Raw genomic sequence first — 22,598 nt, forward strand, 5'->3', positions numbered from 1 at the left:
TGGATAAGAATACGGGAGGGAAGCGGCGTGAGTTCCGTCGCGGCTGGATTGGCGGTTGGCTTGTTTGCTGCATCCAAGCGGTAGAGTAGGAACGTACGAATTTTCGGAGGACGGGAACGATGGATTGGACGCCTGGCGGGTTGAGTGACGATGTTGAGGATCGACGTGGGGATTCGGGTGGTGGTGGAGGATTCGGCGGGTTTGGCGGCGGCGGTGGGGGTGGCTTAGGAATCATCGGCGTGGTCGTGTTGGTGATCGTCAGCCTGGTAACGGGACATAACTATATCGGGAGCTATCTGGGCGGGGGCTCTTCGGGCTCGACGCAGAGTGCGCCCCCTCCTTCTTCGCAGTACGGGCCGGGTGGTCCGAGGTCGCAGTATGGATCGACGCAGGGCTCCTCCGGACGCGTGAATGCTTCCCCGACGGAAGACCGGTCGGCGCAACTGGTCTCGTTCGTGCTGGGCGATGCACAGAAGTTCTGGGCGCAGACGTTGCAGGAGCAGGGTGTGCAGTACCGTCGGGCCAAGGTCGTTCTCTACCGGAATGCGACCTATTCAGGATGCGGCACGGCGCAGTCACAGGTAGGGCCGTTTTACTGCCCCGCGGATCAGAAGATCTATATGGACCTGAGCTTCTGGGATCAGTTGGCTCAGCTTGGGGGTGGCCGTGCGGAGTTTGCACAGGCCTATGTCGTCGCGCATGAGCTTGGGCATCACATCCAGAATCTGCTGGGAACGGAGCAGAAGGTCGAGCGGGCGAACCAGCAGAATCCCTCTGGCCGGAACCGGCTCTCGGTGAAGGTGGAATTGCAGGCGGATTGCTTTGCAGGGGTATGGGCGAAGAGTGGAGAGAGCCGCGGGTTTATTCACACGGACGATATTGCCGGTGGTCTGAAGGCAGCGGCTGCAGTGGGTGACGACCATCTTCAGGGCATGCAGGGCGGCACGGTGAGGCCGGATACGTTTACGCACGGCAGCTCGGCGGACCGGGAGAAGTGGTTCAACCGCGGGTTGAGCGGGGGGACGATCGATTCGTGCAATACATTTGCTGGGAATGAGTAAGGCCCAATGAAAAGCCCCGGCTCTCTTAATGAGAGCCGGGGCTTTTCCGTTGGAAGGCTATTCCTTTACGTTGAAGAGCTCGGCCATCTCTGCATGGAGGAATCCTCGTCCGGGCTTGTAGGGCTGGATCCATTTGCCGTCGAGGACGAACTGCGGGATAGCGCGCTTGCCCACGTTTTCGAGTACCTCGTCGGCGGCACCGGGGACAAGCTCGATGTCGACCTCGGTGAAGGGGATATTGTGCCTGGTGAGAAACTTCTTGGCCTCGCGGCAGTCGCGGCACCAGGAGGCGGAGTATACGGTCAGTTCCATGGCCCTAGTTTACCTTTCCACCTACTGTTCGTGATAGTTGCGCATGAGACCGCCATCGACGACGAAGGTTGAACCGGTGGTGTAGCCGCCGTCTTCGGATGCCAGCAGGAGGGCCAGACCGGCGACCTCTTCGGGTTTGCCGAGGCGTCCGAGCGGAATGTTGGCCAGCAGGGCGTTGAGCTTCGGCTTGTCGGCCAGCAGAGAGGCGTTGATGGGAGTGTTGATGGCTCCCGGGGCGATGTTGTTCACGGTGATGTTGAGCGGGCCGAGTTCGACAGCGAGGTTGCGCATCATCATGCGCATGCCGCCCTTGGAGCAGCAGTAGCTGGTGAAGTTGGGGAAGACCATGTCTTCATGGACGGACGAGATATTGATGACGCGGCCTGGGAGCTTCGCTGCGGCGAGGCGCTTGACGAAGGCCTGCGTGAGGAAGAAGGCGCCCTTGAGGTTCACGTCGAGGACCATGTCGTAGTCGGCTTCGGTGACCTCCAGGAAGGGCGCATTCTTCTCGACGCCAGCGTTGTTGACGAGGATGTCGCAGCCGCCGAGCTGGGACCACGCCTGGTCGACGAGGTTCTGGGTATCGGCGAGTTTGGAGACGTCTGCCTGGACGGTGATCGCTTTGCCTCCGGCCGCCTCGACCTGGGCTTTGGTGGCGTCGGCACCTTCGGGATGGTTGCGGTAGTCGATGACGACGGTGGCACCCTCCTGGGCAAAACGGACGGCGATAGCCTGGCCGATGCCCGAGGAGGATCCGGTGATGATGGCTACTTTACCCTTGAGACGGTCGGACATAAAGAAAACTCCTTATAACAAGATGCCCTAGAAACGCGATCGGCTGCGGTTGATGAGGTGATAGAGGGCGAGGAGGATGAGCGCGCCGAGGATCGACATGAGCCAGCCGGCACTCTCGGTGCGGTCGTAGTGCCCAATGGAGCGGCCGATGAAGGTGCCGAGGAAGCTGCCGGCGATGCCGATGAGGACGGTGGCGATGAAGCCGGATGGGTCGCGGCCGGGCATGATCATCTTTGCGATAACGCCAATGATGAAGCCGATGATGATGGTCATGATGATGCCGTGGGGCATGGGTACACTCCTGTGCTGCAGAATGGCGTGGCTACAGGAATGGATGCAGAATTTGGCTTCGCGCGCAGCGGGAAGCTCATTTTGTTGAGGATTTCTTCGCAGTCTTTTTCGGTGTCTTCTTTGCCGCAGCCTTCTTTGCACTCTTCGCCGCGGGTTTTCTCGTCGCGATCATGGCCGAAAGGATGGTCTTGGCCTTCTCGAGCTCCTGGACGCGGGCCTCAGGCAGGTTCTTGCCGGCACGGTTGATATAAAAGTTCAACATGCGCATGCCGGACGCGGGCCCTTTTGGAGACACTTCCTTCGTCGCGAGGGACTTGGCGATACTCTCGGCATCCTCGTTAAAGAGGCCCTGGTGGGGATGGGTGGAGTCGGTGGTGACCTTGGCTGACCATTTCTTGGTGGGCATGAGCACGGCCTCCTGCGCGGGTTGGATGCGGGAGGCCTTGACGGCGTTGCGGCGTGCGCGAAAGAAGGCGGTGAGGAAGGCTCCGCACTCGTCCGCGAGAAGGCCTGAGGCGACCTCGACGCGATGATTGAGGAGTGGGTGGTTCATGACGGCGAGCGCCGATCCGCAGGCCCCGGCCTTGGGGTCGGAGGCGGCGTAGACGAGGCGGCGGATGCGCGCATGCAGGATGGCCCCGGCGCACATGGCGCAGGGCTCGAGCGTGACGTAGAGGTCGCAGTTTTCGAGCCGGTAGTTGTCGAGCACCCTGCCCGCGGCGCGGAGGGCGACGATCTCCGCATGGGCGGTGGGGTCGGCGTCGCGGATAACGCGGTTCTGTCCGGTGGCGATAATCTTTCCCGCGTGAACGACCACGGCTCCTACGGGGACTTCGCCGTCCGCCTCAGCGGCGCGAGCTGCGGCGATGGCGGCGCGGAGATAGTGCTCGTCGGTCTCCATGGTCAGTCGTAGTGCTCGAGAAGGGTATCGGCGAGGGCCTCGAAGCCGGGGCGGAGGGCTTCGAGGTGGTCTTCGGTGGCGGAGAAGTCCTTGCGCCAGATGTCGGTGAGGATGGCGACGATCTTCGATTGGCTGGCTTCGCCGGTGGGGATCTGGGCGAGGGCTTCGATGAGCTGCTCCATCTCGGGCTCGTACTCGTCGGCGGGCGCGCCCTCGGCGATGAGACCCTCCAGGTCGTGGGTGGTGAACAACTCTTCTACGGATTCTTCGTCAACGATCATGGTTCGATTTTACGGCGGATCCTTTTACGGCGGATCCATAGCTGTGCCGCTGAGCGGAACGATGTCGGGGGAGAGGAGGAGGAGCTGGAGAGGATCTGGAGGGAGGCGGTGGGGGTGCCGGGTGTGGTCGGCGCGAAGGAGACGTTGGACGTTGGGGTGCAGGCACTGCCATGGACGACGTTGGCGGTGGAGTTGTTCGTGACGATGTAGTCGGTGGGGTTGGCTCCCAGAGAAGGAGAGGACGTTGTTTGCATTGATATTCGTGACGTTGGTGGCCTGGGGAATGGTAAGAACGGGAAGCAAGAGGCGTACATGGCTCCGGGACATGAGAGTCCCTGGAGTGCCCAAGAAAATAGAGGAACGAGCTCGCGCCCATGGTAGCGGGGGCCAGACCTTATCTGTTTTTTTAAGCACTCCTTGCCGAAGGTGGACGTGTCGAAGCGTCATCCTGGGAATCGCTATTGGCCGGTTCCTGAGATGGGGATGTTGCCCACACCTGACACGGCGATGGTGGCCGTCCGAAGCCCGGTTGCGGAGGGTGTGAAGTAGACGGTGAAGGTGCAGGCATCAAACGGCCCCCAGCGGCAATCGAGGGTGCTCTGCTGATTCACCGCATCGAAGGAGAAGTCGGAGGCGTTGGGGCCGGAGATGCTGAGCGACGCGGATCCGCCGGTGCGGTCGGCGGGGCCGTAATAGGTGTAAACGCCTTCCGTCCCGACGGTGTGGGCGCCGACGTCGATGGAGTCTGGCGGGATGAAGGAGGCACCAGCCTGATAGGCGAGTCCTACAGTTTGAGGAGTCGAGGAGGCGCTGCTGGCAATGTCCAATTCACCATTGGCTGGAAACTGGTCGGGATGCATGGACACAAAGATGCCGCAGGTGGAGTTGGCCGGAAGGACGCTTCCGCAGTTGTTGGTCTGGGTGTAGTCGCTGCCACCGGCGGTAATGGACGTGATCGTGACGGGGATGGTGTTGGAGTTTGTCACGAAGACCGTCTGCGGGTCGTTGTAGATGCTCATATTCAACGTGCTGGGCGAGATGGTGAGAGGACCTGGGGCGGAGACGGTGCCGGTTCCGACGAAAGGAATGACGATCAAGCCGTTCGTCAAGAATTCGGTGCTGTACCTGGCAATGAGGTAGGCACGCCGGACCCCGGCGGCAGATGGGGTGAAGGTTACGTTGAGGACGCACGGGTAGCCTTCGAAGAGCGAGTTGTCGCTGATACAGGAGACGTCCGGCGGGCCGGACAAGGCGAAGTCGCTGGCATTTGGGCCGACGAGGGACAAATTCAAATTGCTGAAGTAGGCATATTGATTGGGGGTGAAATCGAGGAATTGAACCGGCGTGGTTCCACCGACAAAGATAGGGCCGAAGGACATCGCGGAGGCCGAGGCCTGGATGCCGAAGGGGGATGTGACGGAGAGGCTGAAGTCGGCAGGGCGTGCGGTGAGGCTGGGCTGAAAGGGAGCGGTTGGGGGGCTGAGGGTGTAGAGAGCGTTCGTGTTGATGCCCGGGTTCTGGGCGAGGTTGAGCAGAGCCATCGCGGTGTCGGTGGGGGCTGTGCTTGCAGGGGTGAGCAGGGTGAAGAGCTGGCCGCAGAAGGAAGTGTCGCCTGCCGTGCCGCCCGCGGAGTTGACGCAGGCGGAGAGGAGATTGGCGAGGGTGTTGATCTGGGCGGTTGGTATGACCGTATCGCTGGAAACGCCGGTGCCGGGCGAACTGCCGGTGGTGATATCGGCGTACTGCCAGGCGAGGGTGAAGGCGTCAGCGAGTGTGGAGGCATCGGCGGGGCCGGAGCCGATGGCCGTGAGGCCGCTCATGTAGGGAGAGAGCGCGAAGATGGCGGCGACCGTCGTGACTTCGTTGACGTTGATGAATTGAATGTTGCTGGGGTTGCCGCACTGGCCGAGGGCTGTGATGAGCGAGATCTGGGCGCCGGAGAAGGGTGGGGCGACGCCTGGGTTGCCGCCGGTGGCGACAAGATAGAGCAGGGACGTGGGCGAGGGGCAGGTGACCTTGTTGGAGAGGTCGAAGAAGCCGTTGCTGTCGGTGGTAAGGGGTGAAGCGAGGACGGAGGAGGCCGTGGAGCCGTCCCCTGTGGTTCCTACCGCGTAGATGTTGATCGTGGCACCGACGATGGGCTGCTGCCCGCCGTGGAGGGAGCCGTGGAGGCTTGTGCTTGAAGCTGGCACAGCGGTTGTTGCGACGCGTGTCGCATTGCTGCATCCCGCAAGGCAGGCGAGAGTAAAGAAAACGGGGAGGCTCAGGCGCAGGCGCTGCATCATTGGGGACCTTTGTGCTGCTTAGGAATGACGTGGTGTTGTCGGTGTATCGTAGCAGCGATCTCAGCGCTTCCGAAGGCTTGCCTTCTTTTCTCCCGGCTGGGCTAAGCGGGCTCCTGCTGGGTCATGCAGTGCAGGGCACCGAGACCCCAGATGAGATCGACGCAGTGGATGCCGATGATTTTGCGGGTAGGGAAGCAGTCGGCGATGAGATTCATGGCGACGCGATCGTTGGCGTCGTTGAAGGTGGGGACGAGGACGATCTCGTTGGCGATGTAGAAGTTCGCGTAGCTGGCGGGGAGGCGCTGGGACTCGAAGATGACAGGCTCGGGCATGGGGAGCTCGAGGATCTGGAAGGGTTTGCCGGCGAGATTGCGGGCGGTGCGGAGGCGGTCGAGGTTCTCGGCAAGCGGGAGGTGGTTCTCGTCCTTGGTGTTGGGCTCGACGCAGGTGAGGATGGTGTTTTCGCCGACGAAGCGGGTGATGTCGTCGATGTGACCGTGGGTGTCGTCGCCGGCAGTTCCGCGGTTCAGCCAGATGGTCTTCTCGATGCCGAGGTAGTCGGCGAAGGCCTGTTCGATGGTGGCGCGGGTCCGGGACTCGTCGCCGAGGCCGGGGTTGCGCTCCTGGATCTTCGAGAGCAGGCACTCTTCGGTGGTGAGCAGGATGCCTGCGCCGTTGGTGTCAATGGAGCCACCTTCGAGCACAAGGCGGTGTTCGCCACCTGTGGGGAGCGGTGCGAAGGCGCAGAACTCGCGCATGTCGTAGAGCTTGGCGACGTGATTCGGGATGAGGTTGTCGCGGCGGTGGTTCTCGTACTTGGCCCAGCCGTTGAACTTCCAGTTGGTGATCGCGAGGTCGCCATCGGGGTTCTTGACGAAGATGGGGCCGGAGTCGCGGAGCCAGACACGGTCGGTGGCCCAGTGGTGAAAGTGCAGGCGCGCGAGGTTAGCTCCGTTGCGTTTGAGCATGGTGGCGGCGCGGCGTTCGGCGAAGACGTCGTTGACGAGGATATGGACGTCTTCCACGCGGGAGAGGTGACGGACGATCTCGCAGTAGACCCACGGGATGGGCTGGAACTTGTTGGGCCAGTCCTCGGCGTTGTGGGGCCAGGCGATCCAGGTGGCGGCGTGCGGGGCCCACTCGGCCGGCATGCGGTAGTGGCTCTGGCGTGGGGTGGGGCGGGCGTCGGTCATCTGGTTAGTTTACGAGAGTTCTGTGAAAGCTAGAAGTGGATGGCAATGCCGCTCGACACATTGATGAGGGTGCTGCGCGGCGTAGAGGCGGTCGTGATGCCGCTGGAGATTTTGCCGTAGCCGATCTCGATAGCGCGGAAGTCGAAGTGGGGGATGATGGTGTAGTCGAGTCCGCCGACAACCTGATACACGAAGTTGGTGTTGGCCGTGTTGTAGATGTTGGTCGAGTTGGTGCCTCCGACGAGGCCTTCGACGTACGGCTTCAGTGGAAGGATGGGCGGGTGGATAGCGAGGCGGACACCGCCCAGGCCGGTCTTGACCTGCTTGGCGTCGGAACCGCGGAGATCGAGCCCCAGCGAGATGGGGCCGAGGTGGTACGCGTCGTAGTAGATGCCTACGCCGAAGCCTGTGCTCCAATAGTCCGTGGTCTTGCCGCCGAAGCTGATGGACTGTGCCGTGGAAGGATTGTCGACGTGCGAGGCGTTTAGGGTGCCATAGATGCCGACCTGGGCGTGCCCGCGTGTGGCAGCGGCGAGGATCACAAGAGGGATGAAGGTGCGGAGGATTTGGGAGAGGCGGTTCATCGTGAGCTCCGGCGCGCCGATCGACGGCACCGTTCGAGCGTAGCCTCTCACGCGTAAGGGTGCTAGTGCCTGATTTGAGGCTCCGGCCGCTACTTTTCCTTGAAGACGAGGTATGTGGCGGTCGTGCCGGGCGCTAGCTTGACCCAGTGGGGGACGCTGGGCGGCACGTGAACGATGTCGCCCGCATGAAGCGTAATCTCCTTGCCGCCGGTGAGGCTGGCACCGAGGCTCTCGCCCTGCAGGGTCCCGTTCGGCTTCTCCGCTTCCATCACGCCTCCGGTCACAAGCGTGACGGTGCCGGAGAGAATGACCATCTGGTCGGCCCAGAGGAGATGCCGCTCAGCCTGACCGGTCTTGACGCGGACTACCAGAAGGGTGCGCGCGGTGGTGAGCTCATCGAGCACATCGAGGGCGAGTCCGGTGGTCGACGTCTTGGCCTTGTCGATGAGGACGGCGGAGCGCTTCTGGATGTCGGCGGCGCTGTGGGGCGACGGGTCGAGCTCCTGCGCGAAGGCGGGAACGCTGACGGCAAGGGCGAGGGAGAAGATAATGCCGAGTTTCATGACGCCTCTTCTGACGGGCAATGGTCCGAATCGGGTTTACTGAACAACGGAATAATTCTGAGTTTGTGGGAGCCTACGAAGCAGTAACCCCATGTTGCGGGAAAAGACTCTCGGTTCCGGTTGCGAAGGGCCTGGGCGCAGGCCCTTCGCAGGTGCAACGGCATCTTCAATCGAGGAAGCGGCTGGTGATACCGCCGTAGGCATCGATACGGCGGTCGCGCAGAAACGGCCAGTGCTGGCGCGTGATCTCGGAGAGCTTCGGATCGACCTCGGCGAGGAGGATCGTCTCTTCGGTGTGCGAGGCCTCGGCGAGGATGCGGCCGAAGGGGTCGGCGATGAAGCTTCCACCCCAGAACTCTAGACCGGCACCCGATGGCCCCTTGTGGAGGCCATCGGCGAGCAGGACATCGCCCTGCTCATGGCCGACACGATTGACCGCGCCGACGAATACTCCGTTGGCGATGGCGTGAGCGCGCTGCATGGTGCGCCAGGCGTCGTACTGGGGAGCTCCGTACTCTTCCTTCTCAGACGGGTGCCAGCCGATGGCGGTGGGGAAGAAGAGGACCTCCGCCCCCTTGAGCGCTGTGATGCGTGCGCCCTCCGGATACCACTGGTCCCAGCAGATGAGCGTGCCGACTTCGCCCTGGCTGGTTGCGAGCGACTGGAAGCCGATGTCGCCGGGGGTGAAGTAGAACTTCTCGTAGTAGAGCGGATCGTCGGGGATATGCATCTTGCGATATTTTCCGGCGATGTTGTCTTTGGCTCCAATCGTGTGGTCGAGGATGGCCGCGGTGTTGTGGTAGAGCCCGGGTGCGCGGCGCTCGAAGAGGCTGGCGACGAGGACGATCTTCTCTTCGCGCACGACGGCTGAGAGACGCTCCGTCGAGGGGCCGGGGATGGACTCGGTGAGTTCAAACAGGTCGTGATCTTCGCGCTGGCAGAAGTACTGCGCGTTGAAGAGTTCGGGGAGGCAGATCAGGTTCGCGCCCTGGCGAGCGGCTTCGCGGACGCGGTCGGCGGCCTTGTCGAGGTTTGCGGCTGGATCAGCCGACATGGACATCTGGATGAGGCCGATGACTTTCTTTTCTGCTGGCATGAAACGAATCTCCACGGCGCGGTTTTCGGGGCAAAGCGCCAATCTTCATTATTCCACTATTCGATGCTTGGAGAGTGAGTTTTGGTCCCCGGGCTCCTGAGAGCGCAACGAGCGCGCGGGGAAGCCGTCCACACTCTTCCTGCGGGCGAGGGACGAGGCTCTTCCGGCTTGCGTTTGCACCACCCGGTGAGCTTGTTTGAACTGGCCTCCGCTGCAGAGAATCTGGCGATGCGGGCCGACGCGGCGTTGTACGAGGCAAAGGCGATGGGACGCAAGCGGATCCACCAGGTGCTGGAGCCGGCTGCACTGGCTTAGGGCAATTGGCTGCGTCTTTGCAGCTTCTTGACGCGACAATCTGATAAATTTATCTCTCGGGAACATTCTGTCTTGCAGTGGGTTTCTCGTACGGCTATCGGTCTTAACAATTCCTCTGGATTCACTTTTAAAGGAGCATCATGTCGAGCGAATTTCGCGATTTTCTTGAGTTGTCCTACGAAGAACTGGAAACTTTGAACCTGGCGGCCAAGGAACAGCGCAAGAAGCGCGTTGACCCCGAGGTGATCAAGGAAGAGCGTCTGGCGTACCTGATCGAGGAGAAGCGGATCAAGGCCGTGACGCTGGTGTTCTCGGACCTCGAAGGCCGTCTGCACATGCTCGACTACGACAAGAAGTTCTTCGTCAAGAGCTATGACAATCTGACCTTCGACGGCTCGTCCATCCGCGGCTTTACGGCGCAGAAGGAGAGCGATCTCCGCCTCGGGATCGACTGGACCGCGTTCTACTGGGTTCCGGCGGATGTCTTCGGCCCTGGCAAGGTACTGGTGTTCGCTGAGGTCATCGACAAGAACGGCGACTTCTACATCGGCGATCTGCGCGGCGTGCTGAAGAACTTCGCAAAGGAGCAGTTCGAGAAGAACGGCTACACGCTGAACGCCGCCAACGAGATCGAAGGCTTCCTGTTCGACGGCGTCGAAGCCGAACGCACCTTCCACGAAACGGGCGTGTTCGAGTACGTGAACAAGGGTGGCTACTACCACTCGCTGCCTGGCGACCCGCTCCGCGAGTTCATCGATACGTGCTCGGAGATTCAGCGCGCGATGGGTTTCGAAAACGAGAAGGATCACCCGGAAGTCGCTCCCTCGCAGTTCGAGATCAACTACACCTACGGCGATGTGGTGACGGCTGCCGACCAGATTCAGCTCTACAAGCTGATCTGTCGCCAGGTCGCAACCCAGATGGGCATGACGGCCAGCTTCCTGCCGAAGCCGGTGACCGGCGTCAACGGTTCGGGCATGCACACCAACGTGTCGATCACCAAGAACGGCAAGAACCTCTTCTACGATGCAAAGGGCCAGGAGACGACCTCCAAGCTCGGCTGGACGTTCATCGACCGCATCCTGACGCATGGCAACGACATCTGCCTGCTGCTGAATGCCAGCGTGAACTCCTACCGCCGTCTCGATCCGCACTTCGAGGCGCCGAACCAGATCAAGGCTTCGGCCACCGATCGCGGTTCGATGGTTCGTATTCCCATCGGCAACGAGAAGTCGGCGCGCGTCGAGGTTCGTTCGGTTGGACCGGATGCGAACCCGTACATGGTGCTCTACACGGTCTTCAAGACCGGCCTCGACGGCGAGATCTCGAAGATGAAGAATCTGCGCCAGGCAGAGCGGTACCTGCCGGACAACATCTACACGGCGCTCGAGGATTTCCGGAGTGCGACCTGGACGACCGCGCTGCTCGGCGAAGATGTGAAGGCTCGCTACGCGGATCTGAAGCAGGCTTCGGCGGATCGCTGCCCGCGTCTGCTTGGCACCGTCGTGAAGGCCTGCGAAGTTCAGTTCCATCACGAGGTCTACAACCAGCTCCTCTGGGGCCAGTTCTAAGTGGTCCGTTCTACGCTGTAGATTGAAAGGGCTTCGACTCTGGTCGGGGCCCTTTCGCTTTGGAGGCAGTATGGGTGGAGATAAGGTAGCGGCACAGTTCATTTTGAAGGCGCTCCTCCAGGGGGCGGATCCAGAGTCGGGGAAACCTCTGCACCGCGGCGAGGTCGTGCATCGTCCCGAGGTGATTCGTGCCTTCCAGGTAGCGCTGGAGGCGCTGGGTGGAAAGACCCCGGCACCGAAGATCCAGACGAACAGCAAGCCGCAGAAGCCCGCGAAAGGGAAGCGCCCGGAGCGGATGGGTGAGGGCTGGGACCGGGCACAGGACGACGAACTCCGCTTTCTCTTCACGCAGCGCCGCCCGGTACAGGCTATCGCGGCGGAGCTTGGACGCACCCGCGGTGCGATCACCGCACGGTTGCTGCGGTTAGGGCTTGTGAACGAGCGAAGTGACGTCTGAGAGGTCTAAACTGGTTGCAACGAAATTGATTCACCAAACAGGAGACGGAACGCAATGCGCAAGAAGGTCACGATCGTTGGAGCAGGAAATGTAGGGGCTACGGCAGCACACTGGATCGCGGCCAAGGAGCTTGCGGATGTGGTCCTGATCGACGTTGTGGAGGGCGTGCCCCAGGGCAAGGCACTTGATCTGCTGCAGGCCATGCCGATCGAGAAGCGCGATGTCACGATCGTCGGCACGAACGACTATGCGGATACGGCGAACTCGGACATCGTGGTGATTACCGCTGGTATCGCACGCAAGCCGGGCATGAGCCGCGACGACCTGTTGAATACGAACTTTGGCATCATGAGTCAGGTTGCCGAGAAGGCGCTGGCGGCCTCGCCGAACGCCATCTTCATCATCGTCTCGAATCCGCTGGACGCGATGGCGCAGACGGCGTTCAAGAAGCTCGGCATTCCGCGTGAGCGCGTGATCGGCATGGCCGGCGTGCTGGATTCGGCGCGTTTCCGCACCTTCATCGCGGACGAGCTGCAGGTGTCGGTCGAGAACGTCACGGCGTTCGTCCTCGGCGGACACGGCGACACGATGGTTCCCCTGTCGCGCTACTCGACGATGGCCGGCATCCCCATCACGGAGCTGATCGCCCCCGATCGTCTGAAGGAGCTCGAGACCCGCACAGCCAACGGCGGCGCGGAGATCGTGAAGCATCTTAAGACCGGTTCGGCCTACTATGCTCCGTCCGCCGCCGCGGTGGAGATGGTCGAGGCGATCCTTAAGGACAAGAAGAAGATTCTTCCTTGCGCCGCGTATCTTCAGGGCGAGTACGGCATCTCCGGTCTGTACGTCGGCGTGCCCTGTAAGCTGGGCGCGAAGGGCCTCGAGAAGATCATCGAGATCAAGCTCACGGCGGACGAGCAGGCTGCTCTGCAGAAGTCGGCCGACTCGGTCAAGGAACTCTGCACCGTGATTGGTGTCGCGTAGCCCCGGAGGCTCATTGGAAGAAGCTGCGAACCATGAGGTCCTCTTGCCGGACACGAAGGGATTGGAACTCCCTACCGTGTCCGGCGAGGGGACCTTTTTCTCGATACAGGCGCTGCGTGGCGTCGCTGCAGTTCTTGTGGTCGCGCTGCACACGACCCAGACGATGAACCATCACTTTCCCGGTATCTCAGGGCCGGGATTTAGCGGTGGCGCGGGAGTCGATATCTTCTTCGTCATCAGCGGATTTGTGATGACGATGTCGTCGCGCACGCTTCTGCGCTCGATGCATCCGATGCGCACTTTCCTCTGGAAAAGGATCAGGCGTGTGGTGCCGATGTACTGGCTGGCCACCACGGTCAAACTTGGACTGCTTATGGTGGTTCCGGCTGCCGGCGGGCTGCTTGCGCAAGGAGCATGGCACGTCGCTGCGTCGTATCTCTTTATCCCGAGTATCGGGGCAAAGGGCGAGGTGTTGCCGATTCTGATTGTTGGCTGGACCCTCAACTACGAGATGCTGTTTTACCTCATCGTGGCGACCGCACTTGGAATGCGCCTCCGCATGGTGCCTTTTGTTTCCGCCGTAATTCTATTGTTGAGTCTGATTGGGTTTGTCTTTGCCGACCGTCTGCCGGTTGCTCTCTCACTCGTCAGTCCCATCCTGATGGAGTTTCTGTACGGTGTGCTTATAGCACAGCTTACTGCGAGACTGCATGCCCGTCGCAGCAGTCAGAAGATCTTCTGTTATGCTGCGATCGTATTGGCCTTCGCGGTAATCGAACTCTCCCCGGATGAGAATGTCCTGAGGACGCGGATCCTGGTCTGGGGGCTGGCTGCTTTGGCGATGGTGACTGCTGCCATCGCTCTTGAGGCTGACCTTCGGCGCTGGATTCCACGATGGATGCTTGAGCTTGGCGACTCTTCGTACTCTCTCTACCTCACCCACACGATGACACTGGCAGGCATCGGGTCCCTCTTGTCCCATTTTCGCGGACTGGACCGCTCTGGCTATGCCGTGGAGTGGGTTTTTGCAGCGGCGCTGTGCCTGCTGGTGGGAGAGCTGGTCTATCGCTGGGTCGAGCTACCGATCACACACCGGATGAAGGGCAAAAAGACGGCTGTAGCCCACGCATAAGAGGACCCATCCGAAGCTTCTCTGGACGGGTCCTCTTATGCTGAAAGCAAAAGCTTACGCGATGCGATCGATCGTGACCGACTCAAGCACCACCGGGGTCTTGGGGCGGTCCATACCGTCGCGGCTCACCTTCGAGATCTTCTCGACGATGTCGTAGCCTTCGACAACCTCACCGAAGATGGTGTGCTTGCCCGTCAGCCAGCTCGTGTCGGTGACGGTGATGAAGAACTGCGAGCCGTTGGTATTCGGGCCGGCGTTCGCCATGGCCAGCTTGCCGGGCTGCTGGAAGCCGTGCTTCGAGCCCTTGGTCTCGTCCGCGAACTTGTAGCCGGGGCCGCCCATGCCGGTGCCTTCCGGATCGCCGCCCTGGATCATGAACTGGGGGATCACGCGATGGAAGATGGTTCCGTCATAGAGCTTGTCGCCCTTCTTCGAGCGGCTCGTCCACTCCTTGGTGCCCTCGGCCAGGCCGATGAAGTTGGCAACGGTAAGAGGGGCGTCGGCCTCGAAGAGTTCGCAGACGATAGTGCCTTCGCTGGTTTTGAAGGTGGCGTAAGTGCCGGGCTTGGTAGGCATTGTTCTTCTCCTGGTTGGCGCGCAATAGACGAGCGCGGTGAGTGATCAAGGAATCTTTGCCGTTCGATGCAAAGATTCAGGAACTTGTGCGAAAACTTAGTGTGGCAAAGGAGGCGGCATCGCCGGCTTCTGCGGCGGTGCTGCCGGTTGCGGGGGCAGGGGAGGCAGTGGCTGGCCTTCGCCGACGATCGTCACCTTGTTGATTACGACCGGCACGCGCGGCTTATCGTCTGCATTGCGCTCCACGCGCGCAATGGCCTTCTCCACCTGGACGGCATCATCGTCGCACTGGCCGAAGATGGTGTGCTTGCCGTTGAGTTGCGGCGTAGGAACTTCGGTGATGAAAAACTGCGAACCATTGGTGCCCGGGCCCGCGTTGGCCATCGCCAGGCGTCCAGGCACGTCGAAGTTGAGGCCCGGATCGATCTCGTCGCGAAAGTAGTAGCCGGGGCCGCCCATACCGGTCGCCTGCGGATCGCCACCCTGGATCATGAAATCGGGGATCACGCGATGGAAGGTGGTGCCGTCGAAGAACTTCGTGTGCTTCTTCTGCTCGGTCTCCTCTTCGATCCACTCCTTGGTGCCTGTTGCAAGGCCGATGAAGTTGGAAACCGTCAGTGGCGCCTCCCTGGCATAGAACTTGCACGTCATCCGGCCCATGGTGGTGTCGAAGACGACGGTTGGGCCATTGGGCACGACAGGCGGTCCAACGTGCTCGGTAGGAGACGGTGCGTCGGGAAGATCGTTGGCAGGTGCCGGAGCCGGTTTTTCCTGTGAAAAGGCGGAAACGGCGCTGGCGAGGGAGAGGGCAGCCAGCAGGCGGAACGTCATCGAAGCGCGAACAGTCATCAATATCCTCAAACCAACCACAAGGCTACTCCATTGGACTGCGGGGAGCAAAGTTGGTTATGGCTGGGCGACCGCCTGGACGGCCCGAAATACGCGGAGGAAATTGCCTCCGAGGATCTTGTGGACGTCCTCGGCGCTGACGCCGCGCTCCAGGAGGGCTGCGGTGATGCGCGGCAGATCGGCGGCAGAGTCGATGCCGTCCGGGGGCTGCGGAATACCGTCGAAGTCGGTGCCGATGCCGACGTGGTCCACGCCTGCCACCTGGATCATATGCATGAAGTGGTCGATCAGCGACGAAAAGGGAGCCCGCGGAAGCCGCGCGGTGTGCTCGCGGTCGATCAGGGTAGAGGCCGCGAAGGGAACAGGCCGGCCGGCGTACTCCTCCTCCAACGCCGCGTGGGCACGCTGTCGTTCGGGGCGCTGTGCGCTCCAGGCAAGGCGGTAGTCCTCGTCGATGAAGGCGGGGTAGAAGTTCACCATGGCGACGCCGTCCGTCTTGGCGATCGCGACGAGCATCTCGTCGGTCAGGTTGCGGGCGGAGTTCGTCAGTGCCCGTGCGGAGGAGTGCGACGCGATGACCGGTGCCTTCGAGACCTCGAGGACGTCCCAGAAAGTCTTGTCGGAGACGTGAGAGATATCGACGATCATGCCGAGGCGGTTCATCTCCGCGATCACCTCGCGGCCGAAGTCGGTCAGTCCATTGTGGTGGACGACGGCAGGGTCGTCGATATCCCCGGAGGAGTCCGCCCATTCGTTGGTGTTGGACCAGGTCAGCGTCATGGCCCGGACGCCGAGGCGATAAAACAGTCGCAGGAGCCCAAGATCGGCCTCAATGGCGTGGCCTCCCTCAATGGAGACCATGGCGGCGAAGCGCCCGGAGGCGTGTGCGGCCAGAACGTCGTCCGCGGTAGTGCAGAGGACCATAGCCTCGGGGTGGAGGCGAATCTGCTCCAGCAGGCCGTCGAGCAGCGAAAAAGCGCGGTGGGCGAAGCGTCCCTGCCACTGCGTGGGCTCGACCCAGAGGGCGAAGAGCTCCCCTGCAAGGTTGCCGTTGCGGGCTGTCTCGAGCGAGAGCATGCCGCCGGCGAGCGGCCCGGTAAAGTCCCACCGCTCGTCCACAAAGCGTTGTGGTGTATCGGCGTGGGTGTCGAGGACGATGGCGCTGCGGTGGACTTCTTCTGAGGTGAGACCCTGGCTCAAGGTGACCGTCTTTCCTGGCCGGCTTGGGGTTCGGCCTTGCCTCGATTGTAACAAGCGGAGGGTGAGCGGTTATCATGGTCCCACCTATGAAGCCTGCGGTTCTCCTTCTCCTCGCCACGACCTCCGTCTTCGCCCAGACGGCCGCTCCCAAGCCCCATACAGCCTCCACGACCGCCAAGCCTGCCGCGAAGAAGCCCACGTCTGCCTCCCTCGATGCGCCTCCGGGCGTACCCAAGGTGGTTGGCGTGCCCAAGGTGCTCTACGCGCTGCGCTACATCGACACCGTCGTGGGTAAAGGAGAGCTGGCCGTGCCGCGCAAGTGGTACACCGTGAACTACACCGGCTACCTGACGACCGGCAAGAAGTTCGATTCGTCGTTCGACCGCAACCAGCCCATCACCTTTCCGTACGGGGCCAAGCGCGTCATTGCCGGCTGGGACACGGGTTTCGAGGGCATGCACATCGGCGGAAAGCGCCGTCTGTTTATCCCGTATGAGCTTGCCTACGGCGAGCAGGGCAACCCGGTCATTCCGGCCAAGTCGAACCTGATCTTCGACGTGGAGCTTCTGGCCATGTCGGATACGCCTCCCGCGCCCCCGGCTCCTCCGGCGGGTGCGACGCCTCCCCCGGCCAAGCCGGCCACGCCACCTCCCGCGGGAGCTCCGGCAGCCACCGGCACCACGGCTCCTGCTACCCCGGCCCCGGCAACGACGACGCCAGCGCCCACAGGAACCGCAACGCCTCCTCCAACCAAGCAGTAATCTCCAGGGCGGTCCCGGGATCGGCTGATTCTTAGCGACCGAGGCCGCCCTTGCTTCATCTGATAGCCTGCCGGGGGAATTCCATGTTCGATCGTCTGCGACCGCTTGCGCCTTATCTGAAACGTTACTGGCCGAGCCTCGCCTGGGGCAGCGTCTCGACGATTCTGTACAACGTCATCAAAGTCATGATCCCGCTGGTGATCGGTCACGCCATCGACGACATGCAGCATGGTCTGACTGAATCCAAGGTGATGCACCACGGGCTGCGTCTGCTGGGCATTGCGGTGCTCTCGGCGGTGTTTCTCTACACCACGCGCCAGGTCACCATCGGCGCCTCGCGTGAGATCGAATTCGATCTTCGCAACGACCTCTTTGCCAACCTGGAACGGCAACCCGCAAGCTTCTATCACACGCATCGCACGGGCGACATCATGGCCCGCACCACGAACGATCTGTCGGCGGTGCGACAGTTGCTTGGACCGGCCATCATGTACTCGGCCAACACCATCGTCTTTACGGTGGCGGCGCTGCCGTTCATGTACCGCATCAGCCCGCGTCTCACGTTCATTGCCTTTGTGCCTCTGCCTATGGCCTCGGTCATCGTGCAGGTCTTCGGTAACCGGATTCATCGCCGCTTCGAACGCATCCAGGCCATGTTCTCCGACATCTCCGCCAAGGCGCAGGAGAACTTCGCCGGCGCCCGTCTCATCCGCGCCTTCGCGCAGGAAGAGGCGGAGATCGAGAAGTTTGAGATTGCCAACAGGGAATACATCGGGCGCAGCCTGCATCTCGTGCGGCTGATGGCCATGCTCTGGCCGACGCTCGAGTTTATGCTCGGCATCTCGCTCATGATCACGCTTCTGGTTGGTGGGCACGAGGTCGTCTCGCACCAGATCTCGGTCGGCCAGTTCACCTCGTTCAACGTGTACATGGTGCAGCTTACCTTCCCCATGATCGCGGTCGGCTGGGTCGTCAATCTCTTTCAGCGCGGCACCGCTTCGATCGTGCGTATCGACGAGCTGCTGAAGCAGGTTCCGGCCATCCAGGATGGTCCGGAGGCCGTCGCCTCCGCCGGCCCAGTAAAGGGCGGCATCGAGTTCCGCGGACTCACCTTTGCCTACGGCGACGGACCTGACGTGCTGAAGGATGTCGACCTCACGGTACCCGCAGGAACCAGTCTGGCCGTTGTCGGGCCGACGGGATCAGGCAAGTCCACGCTCGTCGGTCTGATCGCGAGGCTGCACGACGCGAAGCCCGGTATGGTTCTGATCGACGACGCACCCATTCGCGAGTATCCGCTGGCAACGCTGCGCGAGGGCATCGGGTTCGTCCCGCAGGAGACCTTCCTGTTTTCCACGACGATCCATCAGAACATTGCCTTCGGTGTTCCCGACGCAACCGTGGAGCAGGTAAAGGTTGCGGCAGGCATCGCGCATATCCGCACTGAGATCGAAGAGTTCCCCAAGGGCTTCGAGACGATGGTCGGTGAGCGCGGCGTGACGCTCTCGGGGGGACAGAAGCAGCGAACCTCCATCGCGCGTGCGGTGCTGCGCGATCCCAGCATCCTGATCCTCGACGACGCCCTTGCCAGCGTGGACACCTACACGGAAGAGCAGATTCTGGGCGGTCTGCGCCACGTGATGCAGGGCCGGACGACGGTGCTGATCTCGCATCGCATCTCGACCGCGCGCAACGCCGACCAGATTGCGGTGCTCGACGCCGGTCGTGTCGTCGAGCTGGGAACGCACGACCAGTTGCTCGCGATGAATGGCCCCTATGCCGAACTCTTCGAAAAGCAGAGGCTGGAAGAAGAGTTGGCCGTCACACGCTAAGCAATTGACCGTCCCTCGCGCAGCGGACGCTTCCGGCACGACATGGCTTCTAGGCGGACCAACGGCTCGCGACCGATGCAGTCTGACTCGGAGCAGCTTCCGCCGGCGGCAGAAACCGTTCCTCTCGCGTGCGCAGTTCGCGCGGCAGAACACGCCCCGCAGCCGGGTCACGCGCAACGATCACCCACGCGTCCCGCACATTCTTCACGCAGGCGATGACCTCCTGGAACTGCGCAACGGAAGCCGCGTGCGAGGCCTCGAGCGACATCGTAAACATCGCCGAGTAGAAGTCGGAGAGCGTGGTCGCGGTGTCGCCGCCAAGATCCATCCGCAGACGCGCCTGCAGGTACATCACGATGTCGAGGAAGCGCTTCACCGCGTCGCGCCGCGCGGTCACGTCGCCGTCTTCGACCGCCGTGATCGCGCGATACAGAAAGCGGATCGACGCATCGTAGAGCGCGACGATCAACTCGACGCCGGTTGCGCCGATCAGGGTCTGGTTGCGATAGCTGCTCTGGTTCATGGGTCTCCTCTTGCGTTGCGTTAGTTGCCGTTGCCCGTGTTGTATCCCGTCACGGCGGAGTAGATCTGGTCGATCTCGGAGAGCTGATCGGGAATGGATTGCAGAATCTGGTTGGCGGCGTTCAGTTCGTTGGTCAGGTTGGTCTTCTGCGTAGCAAGCCGCGCGTCTTCATCGGCGATGCTCTGGTTGAGCGCAGTCTCCTTGGCCGTGTTCTCCTGCTTGGCCAGATAGATCGCACCGGTCGTCGAGACGCTTCCCAGTGAGTTCAGCGTCGTGGTCAGGCTCTGCCCGAAGCTGCCGCTGTTTTGCAGGAAGCCGGTGATGTCGGCGAAGTTGGAGTTCAGCGCCGCGTCGAGCGTACTGTTGTCGAGCGTGAGCTTGCCATCCTGTCCGACGCTTAGGCCAAGCTGCTGCATGTTCGCGATGCCCCCCACCTTCGATCCACCGTTGAGCGCCTGCGAGAGCTGCGTCTGGATGCTCTGCAGCGTGGGATTGCCGTAGAGCGGCTCGGCATTGCCGCTGGAGTCCTTGCCCTCCTGCGTCGCCATGTCCGAGACGAGCTGGTTGTATGCCGTGACGAAGGTGGCGAACGCGCTTTCGACACTCGAGTTATCGTTGGTGATCTGCACCTGGACCGGCGTGTTCGGCGCCGCAGCGAGAAGCTGAAAAGTGACACCGGGAATAGCCGTGGTCACCGTGTTTGAAGCGCTGGTCGTGTCGAGTCCATCGACGTTCAGCACGGCATCCGCACCGGTCTGTCCGGTGGCGAAGTTGATCGTGGTATTGCTGTTGGTCGTGTCGGTCAGCGCGGGCGTCAGGGTGATCTGTCCGGCTGCTCCTGACTGGTTGCTCACCAGCGAAAGACGGTAGCCCGTCGTATCCTGCACCACGCTCGCGGTTACACCGTAGGAGCCTGAGTTGATCGATGCGGCGAGCGTCTTCAGTGTGTTGTTGGAACTGTCGAGCGTGATCGTCTGATCGCTCGATCCAACCTGGATCTCCAGGCTTCCGCTCAGCGTGTCGGAGAGGTTGCTCACGCGATCCGAATACATCGAAGAGGTGGAGGCCAGCGAGGTCACCGTGACCGTGTGGCTGCCCGCAATCGACGACGCACTGGCAGAGGAAAGCGACAGGACGTTGGTATCGGAGCTCGACCCAAGCTTCGAGAACATCACGCCATCGAAGTTGGTCAATGCACCCAGCGCTGTCGAGAGCGAGGAAAGATCGCTACCGAGTGTGCTGAAGGCCGTGTCCTGCGCCTGCAGTGCGGTGAGTTGATTCTTCCACGGCGTCTCGATCCCGGATTCGATCGCAAGGATCGAGGTCACGGTGCCGGCGACGTCGAAGCCTGAGCCGGTGGCGAGATTTCCGAAGCTGAGTCCGACGGTTCCCATCGGGTTCTCCCTTGCATTTGGGTGGTTGCGAGGTAGGCAGATGCAATCGCTGGGCCAGGGTTTTCAGACCGGGATTAGCCGCTTCTAAAAAAGCGGGGCGGATCCCTTCGGCCGGATCCGCCCACGGAAACACGATGCTTTTTATTGGAGCAGCTTGGTGACTTCCTGCTGCACGCTGTTGGCCTGGGCGAGCGCGCTGATACCGGTCTCCGAGAGCACCTTGTACTTGGCGAGATCGCTGGTGGCCTGACCGTAGTTCGTCGAGCGAATGGAGCTCTCGGCCGAGGTCAGGTTTTCAGACTCCGACGACGCAACCTGCGACGCGGCGGTGAGTTGATTGATGTCGGCCCCGATGATGCCGCGCTGATAGGCAACGTCGGAGATCGCGGAGGTCACCGAGGTCAGCACGGAGCTGGCCGTGGTGGAGTTCAGCGATGACAGACCGGCAGCGGTAAAGTCGACGCCGGCACCGAGCGCGGGTGTGTCCTTCAGGTTGCTGGAACTCACATTGAGCGTGTTGCCCGCGCCCGTGGGGCCAGAGACCGTAAGCACGCCCGTCCCCGAGTTGAACGATGCTGAAACGCCCGCGGCCGCGTAGGTCGTGTCCGCGTTGATGGCCGTCGCCAGCGCGGAGCCCGTGGTGCCGGACGAGACCGTCAGCAGATGCGAAGAGCCCGTGCCGACCGCGATGCCGATCTGGCCGGAGAACGTGTCGTTCGCGCCCGTGAGAGTGAACGTCGAGGTCGATGCGCCGGTCGAGCCAGCCGACGGAACGCTCGGGGTTACGGTCGTCGCCAGCGAGTCGGTGACCGTACCGGTGCCGACGGTCAGGGTAGACGCGCCGCTCGAGGGGCCTTTCAACGTGACGACACCGCCCGACACCGAAGCGCTGATGCCCTCCGCCGAGAAGGTGCTGTCGGAGTTGATCTGCGTCGCCAGGGCCGAGAGCGAAGTCAGCGGTGAGATGGTGATGGAGTGTTGCGCGCCCGAACCCAGGCCGAGCGAGAGCGTGCCGGACGCGGTCGAGAGGCCCGACGTGAAGGTCAGGGTGCTGGTTGACTGCGTGGGCGATCCGGAAGTCGTGGGTGCGGAGCCCGTGAGCGCAGTCGCCGCACCACCCGCGGTCACACCGACGCTCGAAGCCGAGAGCGCGCCCACCACGGCGGAGAACGAGGTCGAGCCGCTTGCCGTGCCGTCCGAGACGAAGACCGTCTTCGCGGTGTTCGAGAAGACGGAGTTCGAGTTGAAGTTCGTCGTCGAGCCGATGTTCCCGATCTCGGAGAGGATGTTCTGGTACTCCTGGTTGGCGGATCCAGCCTGGCTGGTGGTCAGCGTGCCGTTGGCGGCTTCGGTGGCCAGCGTCACGGCGCGGTTCAGCAGGTTGGTGACCTGCGAGAGCGCGCCATCGGCGGTCTGCAACAGGCCGATGCCGTCGGACGCATTCTGCGAGGACTGCGTGAGAGCGGCGACGTTCGCGTGCAGCCCGTCCGCCACGGCCAGACCGGCTGCGTCGTCGGCGCCGGAGTTGATGCGCGAACCCGAGGACAGTTGCGTCAGGGTGTTCTGCAGGCTGTTCTGCGTGTTGTTGAGGTTGTTCTGCGCGTAGATGGCTGCGATGTTATTCAGTACGCCCAAGGACATG

At 62.1% G+C, this 22,598-nt stretch carries 25 protein-coding genes; 8 read left to right on the forward strand and 17 right to left on the reverse strand.

All coding sequences use genetic code 11. The features are described 5' to 3' along the window. Positions 1-119 precede the first annotated feature (119 nt). Positions 120-1,061, forward strand: a complete 942-nt coding sequence (gene ypfJ / locus BM400_RS12560; protein WP_089839476.1) for a KPN_02809 family neutral zinc metallopeptidase — start codon at positions 120-122, stop codon at positions 1,059-1,061. 57 nt (positions 1,062-1,118) lie between these two features. Here ypfJ and BM400_RS12565 read toward each other — a convergent pair whose 3' ends face one another. From BM400_RS12565 to BM400_RS12615, 11 genes are all read right to left on the reverse strand, one after another. Further along, positions 1,119-1,373, reverse strand: coding sequence for a glutaredoxin family protein (locus BM400_RS12565; RefSeq protein WP_089839477.1), 255 nt, complete (start codon positions 1,371-1,373; stop codon positions 1,119-1,121). A gap of 21 nt (positions 1,374-1,394) precedes the next feature. Then, complete coding sequence (locus BM400_RS12570; RefSeq protein ID WP_089839478.1) at positions 1,395-2,168, reverse strand: SDR family NAD(P)-dependent oxidoreductase; 774 nt, start codon at positions 2,166-2,168, stop codon at positions 1,395-1,397. A gap of 27 nt (positions 2,169-2,195) precedes the next feature. Then, positions 2,196-2,459, reverse strand: coding sequence for a GlsB/YeaQ/YmgE family stress response membrane protein (locus tag BM400_RS12575; protein ID WP_089839479.1), 264 nt, complete (start codon positions 2,457-2,459; stop codon positions 2,196-2,198). Positions 2,460-2,535: 76 nt separating this feature from the next. Further along, complete coding sequence (tadA, locus tag BM400_RS12580) at positions 2,536-3,360, reverse strand: tRNA adenosine(34) deaminase TadA (protein ID WP_175529012.1); 825 nt, start codon at positions 3,358-3,360, stop codon at positions 2,536-2,538. Positions 3,361-3,362: 2 nt separating this feature from the next. Continuing rightward, positions 3,363-3,641 (reverse strand): hypothetical protein, encoded by a 279-nt coding sequence (locus tag BM400_RS12585; protein WP_141223913.1) that lies wholly within the window; start codon positions 3,639-3,641, stop codon positions 3,363-3,365. Beyond that, entirely contained in the window at positions 3,638-3,895 is a 258-nt protein-coding gene (locus BM400_RS21710) for a hypothetical protein (RefSeq protein WP_141223914.1), read from the reverse strand. The genes BM400_RS12585 and BM400_RS21710 overlap by 4 nt, the downstream gene beginning before the upstream one ends. Before the next feature lie 204 nt (positions 3,896-4,099). After that, positions 4,100-5,926 carry a choice-of-anchor D domain-containing protein gene (locus BM400_RS12595; RefSeq protein ID WP_089839483.1) on the reverse strand — a complete coding sequence of 609 codons (1,827 nt, stop codon included), beginning with the start codon at positions 5,924-5,926 and terminating at the stop codon, positions 4,100-4,102. A gap of 101 nt (positions 5,927-6,027) precedes the next feature. Beyond that, positions 6,028-7,119: an agmatine deiminase family protein gene (locus BM400_RS12600; protein ID WP_089839484.1), complete on the reverse strand. Its 1,092-nt coding sequence runs from the start codon at positions 7,117-7,119 to the stop codon at positions 6,028-6,030. A gap of 29 nt (positions 7,120-7,148) precedes the next feature. Continuing rightward, entirely contained in the window at positions 7,149-7,733 is a 585-nt protein-coding gene (locus tag BM400_RS12605) for an outer membrane beta-barrel protein (protein WP_089839485.1), read from the reverse strand. 59 nt (positions 7,734-7,792) lie between these two features. After that, a complete protein-coding gene (locus BM400_RS12610; protein ID WP_089839486.1) occupies positions 7,793-8,266 on the reverse strand; it encodes a cupin domain-containing protein in 474 nt (157 codons plus the stop codon). Between the two features lie 166 nt (positions 8,267-8,432). Next, positions 8,433-9,362 carry a carbon-nitrogen hydrolase gene (locus BM400_RS12615; RefSeq protein WP_089841875.1) on the reverse strand — a complete coding sequence of 310 codons (930 nt, stop codon included), beginning with the start codon at positions 9,360-9,362 and terminating at the stop codon, positions 8,433-8,435. A 168-nt stretch (positions 9,363-9,530) separates the two neighbouring features. Here BM400_RS12615 and BM400_RS22075 point away from each other — a divergent pair, with 168 nt between their 5' ends. From BM400_RS22075 to BM400_RS12640, 5 genes are all read left to right on the forward strand, one after another. Then, on the forward strand, positions 9,531-9,677 hold the full coding sequence (locus BM400_RS22075; protein ID WP_175529013.1) for a hypothetical protein: 147 nt from the start codon (positions 9,531-9,533) through the stop codon (positions 9,675-9,677). A 140-nt stretch (positions 9,678-9,817) separates the two neighbouring features. Then, positions 9,818-11,248, forward strand: a complete 1,431-nt coding sequence (locus BM400_RS12625; protein ID WP_089839488.1) for a glutamine synthetase family protein — start codon at positions 9,818-9,820, stop codon at positions 11,246-11,248. A gap of 70 nt (positions 11,249-11,318) precedes the next feature. Next, on the forward strand, positions 11,319-11,705 hold the full coding sequence (locus BM400_RS12630) for a hypothetical protein (protein ID WP_089839489.1): 387 nt from the start codon (positions 11,319-11,321) through the stop codon (positions 11,703-11,705). Positions 11,706-11,759: 54 nt separating this feature from the next. Next, positions 11,760-12,689, forward strand: coding sequence for a malate dehydrogenase (gene mdh, locus BM400_RS12635; protein ID WP_089839490.1), 930 nt, complete (start codon positions 11,760-11,762; stop codon positions 12,687-12,689). Between the two features lie 13 nt (positions 12,690-12,702). Next, complete coding sequence (locus BM400_RS12640; RefSeq protein WP_175529014.1) at positions 12,703-13,821, forward strand: acyltransferase family protein; 1,119 nt, start codon at positions 12,703-12,705, stop codon at positions 13,819-13,821. Positions 13,822-13,875: 54 nt separating this feature from the next. On the opposite strand, the gene BM400_RS12645 is transcribed toward BM400_RS12640, so the two are convergent. The 3 genes from BM400_RS12645 to BM400_RS12655 form a co-directional block, all read right to left on the reverse strand. Continuing rightward, a complete protein-coding gene (locus BM400_RS12645) occupies positions 13,876-14,397 on the reverse strand; it encodes a peptidylprolyl isomerase (RefSeq protein ID WP_089839492.1) in 522 nt (173 codons plus the stop codon). 96 nt (positions 14,398-14,493) lie between these two features. Then, positions 14,494-15,246, reverse strand: a complete 753-nt coding sequence (locus BM400_RS12650; protein ID WP_245781853.1) for a peptidylprolyl isomerase — start codon at positions 15,244-15,246, stop codon at positions 14,494-14,496. Between the two features lie 57 nt (positions 15,247-15,303). Next, a complete protein-coding gene (locus BM400_RS12655) occupies positions 15,304-16,446 on the reverse strand; it encodes a dipeptidase (RefSeq protein WP_089839493.1) in 1,143 nt (380 codons plus the stop codon). Positions 16,447-16,532: 86 nt separating this feature from the next. Between BM400_RS12655 and BM400_RS12660 the strand changes: the two genes are divergently transcribed. Beyond that, positions 16,533-17,207 (forward strand): FKBP-type peptidyl-prolyl cis-trans isomerase, encoded by a 675-nt coding sequence (locus BM400_RS12660; RefSeq protein ID WP_175529015.1) that lies wholly within the window; start codon positions 16,533-16,535, stop codon positions 17,205-17,207. Positions 17,208-17,290: 83 nt separating this feature from the next. Then, positions 17,291-19,039 (forward strand): ABC transporter ATP-binding protein, encoded by a 1,749-nt coding sequence (locus tag BM400_RS12665; RefSeq protein WP_089839494.1) that lies wholly within the window; start codon positions 17,291-17,293, stop codon positions 19,037-19,039. 49 nt (positions 19,040-19,088) lie between these two features. Here BM400_RS12665 and BM400_RS12670 read toward each other — a convergent pair whose 3' ends face one another. The 3 genes from BM400_RS12670 to BM400_RS12680 form a co-directional block, all read right to left on the reverse strand. Then, complete coding sequence (locus BM400_RS12670) at positions 19,089-19,562, reverse strand: flagellar export chaperone FliS (protein WP_089839495.1); 474 nt, start codon at positions 19,560-19,562, stop codon at positions 19,089-19,091. 20 nt (positions 19,563-19,582) lie between these two features. Further along, positions 19,583-20,956, reverse strand: coding sequence for a flagellar filament capping protein FliD (gene fliD, locus BM400_RS12675; RefSeq protein WP_089839496.1), 1,374 nt, complete (start codon positions 20,954-20,956; stop codon positions 19,583-19,585). 141 nt (positions 20,957-21,097) lie between these two features. Continuing rightward, the gene (locus BM400_RS12680) at positions 21,098-22,597 is read right to left on the reverse strand and encodes a flagellin N-terminal helical domain-containing protein (protein ID WP_089839497.1); all 1,500 of its coding nucleotides are present in this window, start codon (positions 22,595-22,597) and stop codon (positions 21,098-21,100) included. Position 22,598 lies beyond the last annotated feature (1 nt).

It is taken from the genome of Granulicella pectinivorans (assembly GCF_900114625.1).
Classification (GTDB): Bacteria; Acidobacteriota; Terriglobia; order Terriglobales; family Acidobacteriaceae; genus Edaphobacter; species Edaphobacter pectinivorans.

Bases quoted from the DNA above. Each gene is read 5' to 3' on its own strand.
- ypfJ (WP_089839476.1), top strand. From the start codon at position 120: ATGGATTGGACGCCTGGCGGGTTGAGTGACGATGTTGAGGATCGACGT.
- BM400_RS12565 (WP_089839477.1), bottom strand. From the start codon at position 1,373: ATGGAACTGACCGTATACTCCGCCTCCTGGTGCCGCGACTGCCGCGAG.
- BM400_RS12570 (WP_089839478.1), bottom strand. From the start codon at position 2,168: ATGTCCGACCGTCTCAAGGGTAAAGTAGCCATCATCACCGGATCCTCC.
- BM400_RS12575 (WP_089839479.1), bottom strand. From the start codon at position 2,459: ATGCCCCACGGCATCATCATGACCATCATCATCGGCTTCATCATTGGC.
- tadA (WP_175529012.1), bottom strand. From the start codon at position 3,360: ATGGAGACCGACGAGCACTATCTCCGCGCCGCCATCGCCGCAGCTCGC.
- BM400_RS12585 (WP_141223913.1), bottom strand. From the start codon at position 3,641: ATGATCGTTGACGAAGAATCCGTAGAAGAGTTGTTCACCACCCACGAC.
- BM400_RS21710 (WP_141223914.1), bottom strand. From the start codon at position 3,895: ATGCAAACAACGTCCTCTCCTTCTCTGGGAGCCAACCCCACCGACTAC.
- BM400_RS12595 (WP_089839483.1), bottom strand. From the start codon at position 5,926: ATGATGCAGCGCCTGCGCCTGAGCCTCCCCGTTTTCTTTACTCTCGCC.
- BM400_RS12600 (WP_089839484.1), bottom strand. From the start codon at position 7,119: ATGACCGACGCCCGCCCCACCCCACGCCAGAGCCACTACCGCATGCCG.
- BM400_RS12610 (WP_089839486.1), bottom strand. From the start codon at position 8,266: ATGAAACTCGGCATTATCTTCTCCCTCGCCCTTGCCGTCAGCGTTCCC.
- BM400_RS12615 (WP_089841875.1), bottom strand. From the start codon at position 9,362: ATGCCAGCAGAAAAGAAAGTCATCGGCCTCATCCAGATGTCCATGTCG.
- BM400_RS12625 (WP_089839488.1), top strand. From the start codon at position 9,818: ATGTCGAGCGAATTTCGCGATTTTCTTGAGTTGTCCTACGAAGAACTG.
- BM400_RS12630 (WP_089839489.1), top strand. From the start codon at position 11,319: ATGGGTGGAGATAAGGTAGCGGCACAGTTCATTTTGAAGGCGCTCCTC.
- mdh (WP_089839490.1), top strand. From the start codon at position 11,760: ATGCGCAAGAAGGTCACGATCGTTGGAGCAGGAAATGTAGGGGCTACG.
- BM400_RS12645 (WP_089839492.1), bottom strand. From the start codon at position 14,397: ATGCCTACCAAGCCCGGCACTTACGCCACCTTCAAAACCAGCGAAGGC.
- BM400_RS12650 (WP_245781853.1), bottom strand. From the start codon at position 15,246: ATGACTGTTCGCGCTTCGATGACGTTCCGCCTGCTGGCTGCCCTCTCC.
- BM400_RS12660 (WP_175529015.1), top strand. From the start codon at position 16,533: ATGAAGCCTGCGGTTCTCCTTCTCCTCGCCACGACCTCCGTCTTCGCC.
- BM400_RS12665 (WP_089839494.1), top strand. From the start codon at position 17,291: ATGTTCGATCGTCTGCGACCGCTTGCGCCTTATCTGAAACGTTACTGG.
- BM400_RS12670 (WP_089839495.1), bottom strand. From the start codon at position 19,562: ATGAACCAGAGCAGCTATCGCAACCAGACCCTGATCGGCGCAACCGGC.
- fliD (WP_089839496.1), bottom strand. From the start codon at position 20,956: ATGGGAACCGTCGGACTCAGCTTCGGAAATCTCGCCACCGGCTCAGGC.
- BM400_RS12680 (WP_089839497.1), bottom strand. From the start codon at position 22,597: ATGTCCTTGGGCGTACTGAATAACATCGCAGCCATCTACGCGCAGAAC.